General features: G+C 70.3%; 12 protein-coding genes. 9 read left to right on the top strand and 3 right to left on the bottom strand.

All coding sequences use genetic code 11. The features are described 5' to 3' along the window. Nucleotides 1-28: 28 nt before the first annotated feature. From secD to O3438_RS11235, 4 genes are all read left to right on the top strand, one after another. Nucleotides 29-1,942 (top strand): protein translocase subunit SecD, encoded by a 1,914-nt coding sequence (gene secD / locus O3438_RS11250; protein ID WP_269679914.1) that lies wholly within the window; start codon nucleotides 29-31, stop codon nucleotides 1,940-1,942. Nucleotide 1,943: 1 nt separating this feature from the next. Then, nucleotides 1,944-3,137: a protein translocase subunit SecF gene (secF, locus tag O3438_RS11245; protein WP_269679913.1), complete on the top strand. Its 1,194-nt coding sequence runs from the start codon at nucleotides 1,944-1,946 to the stop codon at nucleotides 3,135-3,137. A 91-nt stretch (nucleotides 3,138-3,228) separates the two neighbouring features. Then, complete coding sequence (locus tag O3438_RS11240) at nucleotides 3,229-3,795, top strand: adenine phosphoribosyltransferase (protein WP_269679912.1); 567 nt, start codon at nucleotides 3,229-3,231, stop codon at nucleotides 3,793-3,795. A 199-nt stretch (nucleotides 3,796-3,994) separates the two neighbouring features. Continuing rightward, nucleotides 3,995-6,517, top strand: a complete 2,523-nt coding sequence (locus tag O3438_RS11235; protein WP_269679911.1) for a RelA/SpoT family protein — start codon at nucleotides 3,995-3,997, stop codon at nucleotides 6,515-6,517. Between the two features lie 60 nt (nucleotides 6,518-6,577). Here the strand turns inward: O3438_RS11235 and O3438_RS11230 are convergent, their stop codons facing one another. Together O3438_RS11230 and O3438_RS11225 are read right to left on the bottom strand one after the other, a co-directional pair. Continuing rightward, nucleotides 6,578-7,417 carry a peptidylprolyl isomerase gene (locus tag O3438_RS11230; protein ID WP_269679910.1) on the bottom strand — a complete coding sequence of 280 codons (840 nt, stop codon included), beginning with the start codon at nucleotides 7,415-7,417 and terminating at the stop codon, nucleotides 6,578-6,580. Between the two features lie 59 nt (nucleotides 7,418-7,476). Then, the gene (locus tag O3438_RS11225) at nucleotides 7,477-8,355 is read right to left on the bottom strand and encodes a peptidylprolyl isomerase (RefSeq protein WP_269679909.1); all 879 of its coding nucleotides are present in this window, start codon (nucleotides 8,353-8,355) and stop codon (nucleotides 7,477-7,479) included. A 271-nt stretch (nucleotides 8,356-8,626) separates the two neighbouring features. Here O3438_RS11225 and O3438_RS11220 point away from each other — a divergent pair, with 271 nt between their 5' ends. The 3 genes from O3438_RS11220 to O3438_RS11210 all read left to right on the top strand — a co-directional run bounded on the left by O3438_RS11220 (nucleotide 8,627) and on the right by O3438_RS11210 (nucleotide 11,759). Then, nucleotides 8,627-9,346 (top strand): MBL fold metallo-hydrolase, encoded by a 720-nt coding sequence (locus tag O3438_RS11220; RefSeq protein ID WP_269679908.1) that lies wholly within the window; start codon nucleotides 8,627-8,629, stop codon nucleotides 9,344-9,346. 71 nt (nucleotides 9,347-9,417) lie between these two features. Next, nucleotides 9,418-10,746 (top strand): histidine--tRNA ligase, encoded by a 1,329-nt coding sequence (gene hisS, locus O3438_RS11215; RefSeq protein ID WP_269679907.1) that lies wholly within the window; start codon nucleotides 9,418-9,420, stop codon nucleotides 10,744-10,746. 71 nt (nucleotides 10,747-10,817) lie between these two features. Continuing rightward, nucleotides 10,818-11,759 carry an acyl-ACP desaturase gene (locus O3438_RS11210; protein ID WP_269679906.1) on the top strand — a complete coding sequence of 314 codons (942 nt, stop codon included), beginning with the start codon at nucleotides 10,818-10,820 and terminating at the stop codon, nucleotides 11,757-11,759. Between the two features lie 138 nt (nucleotides 11,760-11,897). Here the strand turns inward: O3438_RS11210 and O3438_RS11205 are convergent, their stop codons facing one another. Next, the gene (locus O3438_RS11205) at nucleotides 11,898-12,404 is read right to left on the bottom strand and encodes a PaaI family thioesterase (RefSeq protein ID WP_269679905.1); all 507 of its coding nucleotides are present in this window, start codon (nucleotides 12,402-12,404) and stop codon (nucleotides 11,898-11,900) included. A 54-nt stretch (nucleotides 12,405-12,458) separates the two neighbouring features. Between O3438_RS11205 and O3438_RS11200 the strand changes: the two genes are divergently transcribed. Both O3438_RS11200 and O3438_RS11195 read left to right on the top strand, forming a co-directional pair. Further along, nucleotides 12,459-12,935: a winged helix-turn-helix transcriptional regulator gene (locus tag O3438_RS11200; protein WP_269679904.1), complete on the top strand. Its 477-nt coding sequence runs from the start codon at nucleotides 12,459-12,461 to the stop codon at nucleotides 12,933-12,935. A 281-nt stretch (nucleotides 12,936-13,216) separates the two neighbouring features. Beyond that, nucleotides 13,217-14,263, top strand: coding sequence for a S1 family peptidase (locus O3438_RS11195; RefSeq protein ID WP_269679903.1), 1,047 nt, complete (start codon nucleotides 13,217-13,219; stop codon nucleotides 14,261-14,263). Nucleotides 14,264-14,310: the final 47 nt, after the last annotated feature.

Below are 14,310 nucleotides of genomic sequence, written 5' to 3'. Positions count from 1 at the left end.
CGCGACCGTACAGGGAGACAGGACAGCCGTGGCACCACCTCAGGGACAGATGCGCCCCGGGCGGCAGCTCGCCGTGCTCGGGTTCATCTTCGTGGTCCTCTATCTTTTGGTGTTCTTCGCCGGCGCCAACGGCAGCTTCAAGGACCGGCTCGAGCCAAAGCTCGGCCTGGACCTTATCGGCGGCACCCGGATGACGCTGGAGGCGACCAACTCCGTCGACGGCAAGCCGCCGACGGCGGAGAACCTCGAGGAGGCCCGGCAGATCATCGAGAACCGGGTCAACGGGCTCGGCGTCGCCGAGGCCGAGGTGGTCACCGAGGGCAACCGGAACATCGTCATCTCCCTGCCCGGTGAGAACCGGAACCTCGACGAGGTGGGCAGCGCGGCCGAGCTGCGCTTCCGCAAGGTGCTGAAGGCGGCGGACGGCAGTGGGACGATCACCGCGCCGCCGGCCGCCACGCCGACCCCGTCGGGCAGCGCCGTCCCGACCCCGTCCGGCGGCGCGACGCCGACCCCGTCGGGCAGCGGTGCGCCGAAGGCGACGTCGTCGCCCAGTGGCGGTCAGGGTGGCATGGCCCCCGCGTCGCCCAGCGCCACCCCGACGCCCTCCGCCTCGGCGAGCGCCGCGACGCCGACCCCGAGCGCCAGCGCCAGCGCCGAGCCGGTGCCGGCCAGCATCGAGGAGCAGCGCAAGGCCGTCGAGCAGAAGGTCGGCGCCGCCGCCTGGCAGGCCGCCAACGGGCTGCAGGCCCCGGCCGACCTGACCGCCGACCCGACCCTCGGCGACAAGCTCAAGCCGTTCGGCACGCTGTCGCCCCAGGAGGTGGCGGTGCTGCCGGCGCAGATGCAGTTCAACGTGCCGACGATCGGCTGCCCGACGCAGCTCGACAAGCGCCCGCCGGCGTCGATCTCCGACCCGAAGCAGCAGGTCGTCGCCTGTGAGGGTGGCGCGTCGAAGTACCTGCTCGACCAGGCCAAGGTGCTCGGCACCGACGTGGACGACGCCGACGCGGTGCTCGACCAGACCAACTCCTGGGTCGTCAGCCTGGACTTCACCGGCGACGGTCAGAGCAAGTGGACCGCGCTGACCCGCGAGTCGTTCAACAACGAGGGCCAGGCCTGCGACGCGACCGCGCTCGGTCAGGACGGCAAGTGCCGGGTCGCCGTCGTGCTGGACAACGAGATCGTCTCCTCGCCGGAGATCCAGGGTGTGCTGACCGGCAACTCGCAGATCACCGGCAACTTCAACCAGAAGGACGCCAGCGCGCTCGCCGGCCAGCTCCGCTACGGCGCGCTGCCGGTGACCTTCGAGCAGCAGGAAGCGCAGAACGTCACCGCCACCCTGGGTGCCAGCCACCTGCGTGCCGGTCTGCTCGCGGCCGGCATCGGCATGCTGCTGGTCATCATCTACTCGTTCTTCTACTACCGGCTGCTCGGCTCGGTGATCTTCCTGAGCCTCATCCTCTCCGCGCTGCTGGTCTTCGGCGCGCTGGTGGTGCTCGGCCGGCAGATCGGCTTCACGCTCACCCTCGCCGGCATCGCCGGCATGATCGTCTCACTGGGTGTGGCGGCGGACTCGTTCGTCATCTACTTCGAACGATTGAAAGACGAGATCCGCGAGGGGCGTAGTCCGCGTAGTGCGGTGCCCCGCGCCTGGATTCGGGCCCGCCGGACGATCATCTCGGCCAACGCGATCACCCTGCTCTCCGCCGTGGTGCTCTACGTGGTGTCGGTCGGCACGGTCAAGGGCTTCGCCTTCGCGCTCGGTCTGGCCACCGTGCTGGACCTGGTCGTGGTGTTCCTCTTCCGCCACCCGATCATGACGATGTTCGCCCGGACCCGGGCGTTCCTGTCCCCGCGGGTCAGTGGTCTGGGTCGGGCGCTCCCGGCTCGCAACCAGCCGACTCAGCAGCCCCGCAACCCGCGCGCCAAGGAGGCCTGAGATGGCTCAAAACGGTCTGGCGAGCCGCCTCTACAACGGCGAGGCCGGTCTCAACATCGTCGGCCGACGCAAGCTCTGGTTCGGTGTAGCCGGGGTCCTGGTCCTGATCGCGATCCTCAGCTTCTCGATTCGCGGCTTCAGCCTGGGCATCGAGTTCGCCGGCGGTAACTCGTTCCAGGTGCCGGCCAGCGTCGGCACCCTGGACGACGCCGAGCGCGAGGTCAACTCGGCGCTCGCCGCGGAGAACACCGGCATCGAGGTGGTCACCGCGCAGAAGGTCGGCGGCACCGGTGGCGACACGTACGAGCTGCGCACCGGGCAGCTCAGCGCCGAGCAGGCCACCGCGGTCAAGGCCCAGATCGCCGAGGACCTCGGCATCAACGAGGACCAGATCAGCAACAACCAGGTCAGCGAGGCGTGGGGCAGCCAGGTCACCGAGCGCGCCGTGCTCGGTCTGGTCATCTTCATCGCGCTGGTGATGGTCTACCTGATCCTGCGCTTCGAGTGGCGGATGGCCGTCGCCGCGGTCTCCTCGCTGATCATGAACCTGATCCTCACCGCCGGTATCTACTCGCTGGTCGGCTTCGAGGTCACCCCGTCGACGATCATCGGCTTCCTCACCATCCTGGGCTTCGCGCTCTACGACGTGGTGGTGGTCTTCGACAAGGTCCAGGAGAACACCCGGGGCATCACCGCCAACAACAACCAGACGTACGGCGAGGCGGCCAACCTGGCCGTCAACCAGAGCCTGATGCGGTCGTTGAACACCTCGGTGGTCGCGCTGCTGCCCGTCGGTGGTCTGCTCTTCATCGGTGCCGGCCTGCTCGGCGCCGGCACGCTGAAGGACCTCGGTCTGGTGCTGTTCGTCGGTATGGCGGTGGCGTTCCTGACCTCCATCCTGGTGGCCACGCCGCTGCTGGCGCTGCTGAAGAACTATGACCCGCGGATCCAGGCGCACAACAAGCGCGTCCTGACCCGCCGGGGCGCGATTGCCCGGGGCGAGGTCACCGGCAAGGGTGCGGCGAGCCCCGCCCAGGCCGACGTGACCGACGAGCCGCTCGACCCGGACGCCGCGGCGCTGGCCGGTGCCGCCCCGAAGGTGGGCGCACGGCCGGCGGGCAAGCGGCCGACCGGCGCCCGGGGCGGTCGCCCGGGTGGCGGCGGCAACCGGCCGGGTGGCGCCAAGCGGCGCTGACCTGACCGAAACACCCGAACGGGAACACCCGAACGGCGTCCGGCATGCTGTTGCCGGACGCCGTTCGTCGTCGAAGGGAAACGAGACAGCCGTGACGGAGACCCACAGCACCGAGGCGCGCGGGGACAGCGGTCCGGAGACCGCCCGACTGGTCGCCAGCCGGGTGCTGGACGTGCCCGACTTCCCGAAGCCCGGCGTCCTGTTCAAGGACCTGATGCCGCTGTTCGCCGACGGGAAGGTCTTCCGCGAGGTGGTCGACGGGATCATCGCGTACCACGGGCGGGACGCCTTCGACGTGGTGGTCGGCATCGAGGCGCGCGGCTTCGTCGTCGCCGCGGCCGTCGCGTACGCCGCCGGGGTGGGAGTGGTGCCGGTGCGGAAGGCGGGCAAGCTTCCCCGCCCGGCGCACTCGGTCTCCTACGCCCTGGAGTACGGCGAGGCCACCCTGGAGGTGCACGAGGACGCCTTCACAGCCGGGCACCGGGTGCTGGTGGTGGACGACGTGCTGGCCACCGGCGGCACCGCCGAGGCGACGCTGGATCTGGTCGAGAGGGCCGGCGGGACCGTCACCGGCTTCACGGTGCTGCTGGAGCTCGGGTTCCTGGGTGGGCGGGACCGGTTGGCGCAGCGTCCCGTTCACGCCCTGCTGACCGTTTAGGCCCTCTGGGCGGGCCCGCGATCGTTTGGTGGCGGATCGGTCGAGGTGAAGCCGGTGCCGACCGTCCGGCGGAGCGGCAGGGGGCCGCCAGTGCGGGTAGCATTGCCCTTTGCCGAAGCCGGCGGCGCACGTCCGGCGAGGCGAGACCAGGCCGACCGATGTTCGGTCGGTGTGTTTCCGGCGAGCGGTGAGGAGGCCGGTGTCCCACGATGTCGTCCCTCCGGCGGAGGGCACGGTGCACCCGACAGGCGACGCTGACGGCTCGGTGACCGACCGGACAGGCGACGTGCCGGCCCGGGTGACGGGCACCGGCAACGGCTCCAGCAGGGCTGCGAGCGAGAGCGCGGCCTCCCCGATCAGTGCCCCGCCGACTGCCGAGGCGTCACCCGGCGCCGACGGGGTGGTGGTGCCGTTCCCGACAGACGCGGGCGTCGACCCGTCGTTCAGCGGTGGCTTCGCGCTGTCCAACGCGCCCACCGGCCGGCGGGTCCGGGCCCGGTTGGCCCGGTTCAACGCGCCCTGGCAGACCTCCCAGGTCAGCGAGGTGCTGGAGCCGCTGATCGCGAGCCACCGGGACAACCACCCCAAGGCCGACGCCCGGCTGCTCCAGCGCGCCTTCGACACGGCCGCGCGGTGGCACTCCGGGCAGTACCGCAAGTCGGGTGACCCGTACATCACCCACCCGCTCGCCGTGGCGACGATTCTCGGCAACCTGGGGATGGACACCACCACGTTGGTGGCCGCGCTGCTGCACGACACCATCGAGGACACCGAGTACACGCTCGACCAGATGCGGGCCGACTTCGGCGGCGAGGTCGCCCTGCTGGTCGACGGCGTCACGAAGCTCGACAAGGTCAAGCTGGGTGACGCGGCCAAGGCCGAGACGATCCGCAAGATGGTCGTGGCGATGGCCAAGGACCCGCGGGTGCTGGTGATCAAGCTGGCCGACCGGTTGCACAACATGCGCACCCTGACCTTCCTGCCCCGCCCCAAGCAGGAGCAGAAGGCCAAGGAGACGCTGGAGATCCTGGCGCCGCTGGCGCACCGGCTCGGTATGAACACGATCAAGTGGGAGCTGGAGGATCTCTCCTTCGGCACGTTGTTCCCGAAGCGCTACGAGGAGATCAACCGGCTGATCGGGGAGCACCAGCCGCAGCGTGAGGCGCTGCTGCGGCAGGTGACGCAGAAGGTGCAGACCGACCTGAAGGCCGCCAAGATCAAGGCGGAGACCACCGGTCGGCCGAAGCACCTCTACTCGATCTACCAGAAGATGATCGTGCGGGGTCGGGACTTCAACGACATCTACGACCTGGTGGGTGTGCGGATCCTGGTCGACACGGTTCGCGACTGCTACGCGGCGCTGGGGGTTATCCACGCCAACTGGCAGCCGGTGCCGGGGCGGTTCAAGGACTACATCGCCATGCCCAAGTTCAACATGTACCAGTCGCTGCACACGACTGTCATCGGGCCCACCGGCAAGCCGGTGGAGATGCAGATCCGCACGTACGCGATGCACCGCACCGCGGAGTTCGGCATCGCCGCGCACTGGAAGTACAAGGAGCACAAGGGCACCCAGATCGTCGGCCCGCCGGCGCACATCGACGAGATGACCTGGCTGCGGCAGCTGCTCGACTGGCAGCGGGAGGCGGCCGACCCGAGCGAGTTCCTGGACGCGCTGCGCTTCGACCTGTCCAGCCAGGAGGTGTACGTCTTCACCCCCAAGGGTGACGTCATCCCGCTGCCGACCGGTTCGACGCCGGTGGACTTCGCGTACGCGGTGCACACCGAGGTGGGGCACAAGTGCATCGGCGCGCGGGTCAACGGCAAGCTGGTGCCGCTGGAGTCGACGCTGTCCAACGGCGACGTGATCGAGATCTTCACGTCGAAGTCCGAGACGGCCGGCCCGACGCAGGACTGGCTGGGCTTCGTCAAGAGCCCCCGGGCACGGACGAAGATCCGCCAGTACTTCAACAAGGAGCGGCGCGAGGAGGCGATCGAGGCCGGCAAGGACGCGATCGTCAAGGCGATGCGCAAGCAGGGCATGCCCCTGCAGCGGATGCTCACCTCCGACGCGCTCATGTCGATCGCACGGGACCTGCACCTGGCCGACGTGGCGTCGCTCTACGCGGCGGTCGGCGACAGTCAGGTCTCGGCACAGTCGGTGGTGCAGAAGCTGATGGCCGCGTACGGCGGCGAGGAGGGCGCGGCGGAGGACATCGCCGAGACCGCCGTCGCCACCCGGCCACCGCGCAGCCGGCAGAGCAGCAGTGATCCGGGAGTGGTGGTCCGGGGCGTCAGCGACGTCTGGATCAAGCTGGCCCGCTGCTGCACACCGGTCCCACCGGACTCGGTGTTCGGCTTCGTCACCCGCTCCGGCGGGGTGAGCGTGCACCGCGACGACTGTGCCAACGCGGAAGACCTGCGGGCGCAGAGCGAGCGGGTGGTCGAGGTCAGTTGGAAGCTCACCTCCGCCTCGACGTTCCTGGTCGCCATCCAGGTGGAGGCACTGGACCGGCACAAGCTGCTGGCCGACGTCACCCGGGTGCTCTCCGACGAGCGGGTCAACATCCTCTCCGCCACCGTCACCACCACCCGTGACCGGGTGGCGGTAAGCCGGTTCAGCTTCGAGATGGCCGACCCGAAGCACCTGGGCCACCTGCTGGCCACGGTCCGCAAGGTCGACGGCGTCTTCGACGCGTACCGGGTGACCTCCGGCGCCTGACCCGTACACACGAAAACGCCCGCCGGCTCAGCCGGCGGGCGCTTCGTCGTTGCTCGGGCGTCAGCCCTGCGGGTTGCTCATGGCGAGGTCCTTGATGACGACCTCCTTCTTCGGGTGGCCACCACCGGCCTGCTGGGCGAACGCCCCGTCGTCACCGGCCTTGGCCACGTCCTTCACGATGTCCAGACCACCGGTGATGGTGCCGAGCACCGTGTACGCCGGGTCCAGCGGCGAGTCGCCGTAGACGATGAAGAACTGGCTGCCGGTGCTGCCCGGCTGGCCGGAGTTGGCCATCGCGATGACACCCTCCGGGTACGGCGGGCGCTTGTCGGTGGGCAGGTTCTCCTCGGCCATGCGGTAGCTCGGGCCGCCCTGGCCGTCGGTGTCCCGCCAGCCGTTGCCGGTGGCGCTGGGGTCACCGCACTGCAACACCTTGATGCCCTCGGTCACCAGGCGGTGGCACTTGGTGTTGTCGAAGAAGTTCTTCTCCGCGAGGTAGGTGAAGCTGCCGGCGGTGCACGGCACCAGCGAACGGTCGACCTTGGCGGTGATCGGGCCGAGGTTGGTGTCGATCGTCATGGTCTGCACGCCGGTGCCGGACTGCTCGTTGCTGGGCAGCCCGACGTCCTTGATCTGCGGGGGCCGCTGATCGGTGGGCAGCGCGTTGAACGCGCACTCGGACGCCCCGGGCGCCGCGGCGGTGGTGTCGGGCTTGTCGTCGTCGCCGCCCAGGCTCACCGCCAACCAGACGGTGCCGGCGACCACGAGCACCAGCGCGACACCCGCGCTGACGATCGCCTGCGTCTGCCGGCGCTTGCGGGCCTTGGCCGAGCGCTCGGCCATCTCCTTCTCGAGCCGGGCGCGTGCCGCCGCGCGCTGCCGCTCTCTGGTGGACGTCACGCCTGGATCCTCCTGGCTGTCTGCTGCTGAGTGCCGACTGGGTGGGTGGTGGCGGCCGGTCAGCCGGCGCTCGGGCTGCTGACCGGAGCGCCGGTGGCCGACGGCGCCGCACCGGTGACCGGCTCACCGACCGTGAGGCTCTGGATCGTCACGTCGGTGTTGGGCTTGACCTTGGCTCCGGTCCCATTGTCCACGGTCGGGAGGGCGCCGATCTTCTCCACCACGTCGAGCCCGCCGGTCACCCGGCCGATCACCGGGAACTTCGGGTCGGTGGTGGTGAAGTCCTTGAAGAAGAGCAGGAACTGGCTGCCGTTGCTGCCCGGCGGGTTGGAGATCATCGCGACGGTGCCCTTGGGGTACGTCGGCGGTTGGCCGGGGGCCGGGCTGGCTGACGGGGACGCCGACGGCACGGTCGGCAGTTCCTCGTCGTAGAACGAGTAGGTGGGCCCACCGAGGCCGGTGCCGCTGGGGTCGCCGCAGCGCAGCGCGCCGTCCGCGGTGATCTCGTGGCACTTGGTGTTGTCGTAGAACGACCGGCTCGCCAGGTGGGCGATGCTCGCCGTCGCGCACGGGGAGTTGGTCAGGTTCAGCTCGGCGGTGATCGGCGCACCCTGGTTGGTGGTCACCGTCATCGTCCGGGTGCCGTCGGTGGGCAGGTCCTTGGTCGCCGGCGTGCCGACGTCCTTGAGGTTGGTGTTGGCGGTCGCGTCCTGCGGCGTCCAGATGCAGGTCTCCGCCGCGTCCGTGTTCTGCTTCGGGTCGGAGTCGAACGCCCCGAGCGCCCAGGCCGAGCCGGCCACCACCAACACGAGGATCAGAGCGGCCCCGACTCCGGCCTGGATCTGCCGGCGGCGCCGCAGGTTGGCGGCCCGGCGAGCCATCTGCCGGTCGAGCTTGGCCCGCGCCAGTTTGCGCTGCCGGTCCCTGCTGGAAGCCACCCGTGCTCCCCTTTCCTTCACCTGGTCGTCGCCGGCGGCCGGGCGTCCCGGCCCGTCCGGGCGTCACGTGTGTCGCGCCACACGCCCGCCAGAGTGTACGGCTAGCGACTGGGAATGTGGTGTACGAGGTTCCACCCCGTTCCGAGCAGCGCTTATCGGGAGTTGTCACTGTGCCCTGCGGGGTGCCTGAGGCGGACGCGGCGAAGTCGGTGGGCACGCCGGTTAGGCTGCTGGGCAGGACGACGACTGCTCGACGGAGAGGACAGCGCCTGTGCTCGTGGCCGGCTTTCCCGCGGACGCCTTCGGCACCAACTGCTACGTGGTCGCCACCGCGCCGGGGGAGCAGTGCGTGGTGGTCGACCCCGGCATCGGGGTGCTCGACCAGCTCGACGCGCTGCTCGCCGAGCACCGCCTGCATCCGGCCGCCGTGCTGCTCACCCACGGCCACCTCGATCACACCTTCTCGGTCGCGCCCGTCTGCGGTGCGCGCGGCATCACCGCCTACGTGCACCCCGGTGACCGGGAGATGCTGGCCGACCCGTCCAAGGGCCTCTCCAGCGACCTGACGTCGCTGTTCGGGGGCCGGTTGACCTACACCGAGCCGGAGGACGTGGCGGAGCTGACCGACGGCGCCACAGTCACCCTCGCCGGTCTGGAGATCGCTGTCGACCACGCGCCGGGCCATACCGGCGGGTCGGTGCTGTTCCGGCTGCCGGGCGCCGGGTCGGGCTGGGAGGCCGACGAGCTGTGTCTCTCCGGTGACGTCCTCTTCGCCGGGTCGATCGGTCGCACCGACCTGCCGGGCGGCAGCATGCCGGCCATGCTCACCAGCCTGCGCGACAAGATCCTTCCGTTGGCCGACGACACTGTCGTGCTGCCCGGCCACGGGCCCGCCACCACCATCGGTCGCGAGCGCGTCAGCAACCCGTACCTCGTCGAGGTGGCGCAGGTCGGCGGCGGCCGACCGGCGGCGCCCACCCGGGGCCTCTAGACCTTCTCCGCGCCGCGCGCGGACCCACGACACCACCGCGCCGCGGGCGCGGAACCGCAAGGAGTACGCCGATGAGCAAGCCCACGCCCATCTCCGGTTTCCCGGAGTGGACCCCCGGTCAGCGGATGGTCGAGCAGTTCGTGCTGGACCGGATCCGGGCCACCTTCGAGCTGTACGGCTTCGCGCCGCTGGAGACCCGTGCGGTGGAGCCGCTGGACCAGTTGCTGCGCAAGGGCGAGACCTCGAAGGAGGTCTACGTGATCCGGCGGCTGCACGCCGACGCGGAGGGCGCGGGCGGCGACGACCAGTTGGGCCTGCACTTCGACCTGACCGTGCCGTTCGCCCGGTACGTGCTGGAGAACGCCGGCAAGTTGGCCTTCCCGTTCCGCCGCTACCAGATCCAGAAGGTGTGGCGGGGTGAGCGGCCGCAGGAGGGCCGTTACCGGGAGTTCGTCCAGGCCGACATCGACATCGTCGACCGGGACACCCTGGCCCCGCACCACGAGGCGGAGATGCCCCTGGTCATCGGGGACGCCCTGCGCTCGTTGCCGATTCCGCCGGTGACCATCCAGGTCAACAACCGCAAGATCTGCGAGGGGTTCTACCGGGGCATCGGGCTGACCGACCCGGAGGCGGCGCTGCGCGCTGTCGACAAGCTCGACAAGATCGGCCCCGCGAAGGTGGCCGACCTGCTGGCCCAGACCGCCGGTGCGAGCGAGGCGCAGGCCAAGGCATGTCTGGCGCTGGCCGAGATCTCCGCGCCGGACGCCTCGTTCGCGGACGCCGTCCGCGCGCTCGGGGTGAGCGACCCGCTGCTCGACGAGGGCGTCGACGAGTTGGTCCGGGTGGTGGAGACCGCCGCCGAGCACTCGCCCGGCCTCTGCGTGGCGGACCTGCGCATCGCCCGCGGTCTGGACTACTACACGGGCACTGTCTACGAGACCCAGCTGCGCGGCTACGAGCGGTTCGGCTCGATCTGCTCCGGCGGCCGGTACGACAACCTGGCCAGCGCGGGCGCGGTCTCGTACCCCGGTGTGGGGATCTCGATCGGTGTGACCCGGCTGCTCGGGTTGCTCTTCGGCGCGGGGGCGTTGTCGGTCTCCCGGGAGGTGCCGACCGCCGTGCTCGTCGCGGTCAGCAACGAGGAGCGGCGGACGGCCAGCAACCGGGTGGCCGAGGCCCTGCGCCGCAGTGGCGTGCCCACTGAGGTGTCGCCGAGTGCGGCGAAGTTCGGTAAGCAGATCCGTTACGCCGAGCGGCGGGGGATTCCGTACGTCTGGTTCCCGGGCGTCGACGGAGCACCGGACGAGGTGAAGGACATCCGCTCGGGTGAGCAGGTCACGGCAGTCGCTCAGGAGTGGATGCCGCCGGCGGAGGACCTGAAGCCGACGGTCGGTTGAGAGCCCCCACTGGCGCTATCGGCCGCAGGGACCTACGGTAGCGTAAGTTACGCCACCGTAGGGAGCTTCTCGTGACCGTCAGCACCACACTGAGTCAGACCGCACTGCTCGTCGAGTTGGAGCCGGTGGTTGCCCGCAACCTGGACCGGCACCTCACTCTGGCCAAGGAGTGGTTCCCGCACGAGTACGTGCCGTGGAGCGAGGGGCGCACCTTCGACGGGCCGCTCGGCGGCGAGGCGTGGTCGCCGACCGACTCGACGATCCCGGACGTGGCCCGTACCGCGCTGATCGTGAACCTGCTGACCGAGGACAACCTGCCCTCGTACCACCACGAGATCGCCACCCTGTTCGGCCGCGACGGCGCGTGGGGCACCTGGGTGCACCGGTGGACCGCGGAGGAGGGCCGGCACGGCGTCGCTATCCGCGACTACCTGACCGTCACCCGCGCCGTCGACCCGGTGGCGTTGGAGCGGGCCCGGATGACGCACATGTCGGAGGGCTACACCAACGCCCACGGCGACGAGGTGCTGCACTCGCTCGCGTACGTCTCGTTCCAGGAGTTGGCCACCCGGATCTCGCACCGCAACACCGGCAAGGCCACCGGCGACCCGGCCTGCGAGGCGCTGTTGGCCCGGGTGGCCGCCGACGAGAACCTGCACATGGTCTTCTACCGCAATCTGCTCGCCGCCGCGTTCGAGCTGGCCCCGAGCCAGGCCATGCGGGCGGTCGCCGACGTGGTGGCCGACTTCCAGATGCCGGGTAACGGCATCGAGGGTTTCGCCCGTAAGTCCGTGGCGATCGCCCTGGCCGGCATCTACGACCTGCGCCAGCACCGCGACGAGGTGTTGCAGCCGGTGCTGCGGCAGTGGGACGTCTTCAACGTGTCGGGCCTCGACGCCGACGGCGCGGCCGCCCAGGAGCAGCTTGCCACCCACCTGGCGGACCTCGACCGCGCCGCGAGCCGCTTCGAGGAGAAGCGCGACGCCCGAGCCGCCCGCCTAGCCACCCGCTAACCCCCAGGCCCCCCAGGCACCCCACTCCCCTTCTGCCCCCGTTGATCATGAAGTTATTGCCACTCGCACCGGCGTGTCAGGGCAATAACTTCATGATCGACGCAGAGAGCGCGGGGGGAGGGGGGAGAGGGAGCGGGGTCAGGGTTGGGGGAGGAGGAGGCAGGTGCTGGTGGCGTGGGCTATCAGGCGGTCGTTCGCGTCGGTGATGCGGGCTTCGGCCAGGGCCGTGCGACGGCCGCGTTGCAGCACCGTGCCCTCGCAGCGCAGGGTGCCGCTGTCGACCGTGACCGCGCGGAGGAACTTCACGTTGAGGTCCAGCGACGTGTAGCCGACGCCGGCCGGCAGGGTGGTGTGCACGGCACACCCGGCGGCGGTGTCCAGCACTGTCGAGAGCACGCCACCGTGGACGGTGCCGAGGGGGTTGTAGTGGAACTCCTGCGGGGTCAGCTCGACGCTGACCCGCCCCTCGTCGGCCTGCATCCGGGTCATGTCGAGAAGGTGCATCACCGGCGGCGCGGCCAGTTCGCCGGCGATCATCGCGCGGAGCATGTCGATGCCGCTGCGTCGACCGACCTGGGCGGCGTTGGCCGCCGGGTCCGCCCAGCTGAAGGTGCGGCTGCGCCCCGGTTCCTGCGTCTGCGTCATGGACGCAGCCTGGCAGCGGTTGCTGAGTCTGTCAACGAGACCTAGCCTGAGCGGATGCGACCCGCGGCACTGGACTGGTCGGTGGACAACTGCACCATCGCCCGCGCGATGGAGATCCTCGGCGAGCGGTGGACCCTTGTGGTGCTCCGGGAGGTGTTCACCGGCGTACGCCGCTTCGACGACATGCGGGTGCGCACCGGCATCCCGCGTCAGGTGCTGACCAACCGGCTGGCCACTCTCGTCGAGCAGGGCGTGCTGAGCCGTGAGCCGTACCGGGAGCCGGGCAGTCGCGTGCGCCACGAGTACCGGCTGACGGAGAAGGGCCTGGACCTCTGGCCGGTGCTGGTCGCCGTGCTCGGATGGGGCGACCGGCACCTCGCCGACCCGGAGGGGCCGCCGCTCACCGTCGCGCACCGTGACTGCGGTGCCCCGGTACGCGTCGAGTTGCGGTGCGCCGACGGGCACGACGTGGCGCGGATGCGCGACGTCGTATCGCGCCCGGGCCCCGGGGCCCGCCGCCGTACTCCCTGAGGCGACTCGACGCCTTCTGCGGAACGTCTGCCGGACATCGATGATCGTGCGCACGAAAATCGACATCGGTGTGACGGTGGTTGTTCACCAGCGAGTCAGTGGTGTTGCGTCGTGATGGCCGACCAAGATCGGCAAATTCGGGCGAATTCAAGCCTTGTCAATGATCTTAAGTATGTGAATACTTCAGTTCACCCAGCCGGTTTTCGCAGATCGGCCGGGTTGCCCTCGGGTCAACCGTCCCCCACGACGAGACCCGCTCCCCCGCCCAGGAGGTTTGTTACATGCGACCCACGAGGTCCTCGTTCCGCGTCGCGGCCACAGTCGCCGTGTCCGGATCCCTGGTCGTCGGCGCGCTCATCGGCGCACCCGCCCAGGCCGCTCCCGCCGCCTCGCCGGACGCCGCCGCCGCGCTCTCCGCGGAACTCGGCGACCGCTCGGCCGGCTCGTACATCGACGCCAGCGGCAAGTCCGTCGTCACGGTGACCGACGCCGCCGCCGCCAGCAAGGCGAGCAAGGCCGGCGCCGTCGTCCGCTACGTCACCCGCGGTGCCGCCGAGCTCAACCGGGCCACCGCCGACCTGGAGCGCTCCGCCAAGATCCCGGGCACCGCCTGGTGGAGTGACCCGGTCACCAACCAGGTCGTCGTCTCCGTGGACAGCACCGTCACCGGGGCGAAGCTGGAGCGGGTCAAGGCCGCCGCCGCGCGGGCCAACGGCGCGGTCCGGGTCGAAGCCGAGGCCGGCGTGCTGAGCACCCGGATCTCCGGCGGTCAGGCCATCTACGCCGGCGGGGGCGGGCGCTGCTCGCTCGGCTTCAACGTGCGCAGTGGCAGCACCTACTCGTTCCTGACGGCCGGGCACTGCACCAACATCTCGGCCAGCTGGTACTCGAACTCCGCCCAGACCGCGCTGCTCGGCAGCCGTACCGGCACCAGCTTCCCGGGTAACGACTACGGCATCGTGCGGCACAACAACTCGGCCAACGCGGCCGGCAACGTCTCGCTCTACAACGGCAGCTTCCGCGACATCACCGGAGCCGGCAACGCGTCCGTCGGCCAGGCGGTGCAGCGCTCCGGCAGCACCACCGGCCTGCGTAGCGGCTCGGTGACGGCGACCAACGCCACGGTGAACTACGCCGAGGGTTCGGTCTCCGGTCTGATCCGCACCAACGTCTGCGCCGAGCCGGGCGACAGCGGCGGCTCCCTGTTCGCCAACACCACCGCCCTGGGCCTCACCTCCGGTGGTAGTGGCAACTGCCGCACCGGCGGCACGACCTTCTTCCAGCCGGTCACCGAGGCGCTCAGCCGCTACGGCGTCAGCGTCTTCTGATCGCACCACCGACCGCGGGCCGCCGGAGGTTTCCGGCGGCCCGCGCC

The sequence above is a fragment of the Micromonospora sp. WMMC250 genome, assembly GCF_027460215.1.
Taxonomy (GTDB): Bacteria; Actinomycetota; Actinomycetes; order Mycobacteriales; family Micromonosporaceae; genus Micromonospora; species Micromonospora taraxaci.
The sequence above is the reverse complement of the archived record's forward strand: the minus strand, read 5'-3'. Positions and strand labels throughout refer to the sequence as shown.

Bases quoted from the DNA above. Each gene is read 5' to 3' on its own strand.
- secF (WP_269679913.1), top strand. From the start codon at position 1,944: ATGGCTCAAAACGGTCTGGCGAGCCGCCTCTACAACGGCGAGGCCGGT.
- hisS (WP_269679907.1), top strand. From the start codon at position 9,418: ATGAGCAAGCCCACGCCCATCTCCGGTTTCCCGGAGTGGACCCCCGGT.
- O3438_RS11205 (WP_269679905.1), bottom strand. From the start codon at position 12,404: ATGACGCAGACGCAGGAACCGGGGCGCAGCCGCACCTTCAGCTGGGCG.
- O3438_RS11200 (WP_269679904.1), top strand. From the start codon at position 12,459: ATGCGACCCGCGGCACTGGACTGGTCGGTGGACAACTGCACCATCGCC.
- O3438_RS11195 (WP_269679903.1), top strand. From the start codon at position 13,217: ATGCGACCCACGAGGTCCTCGTTCCGCGTCGCGGCCACAGTCGCCGTG.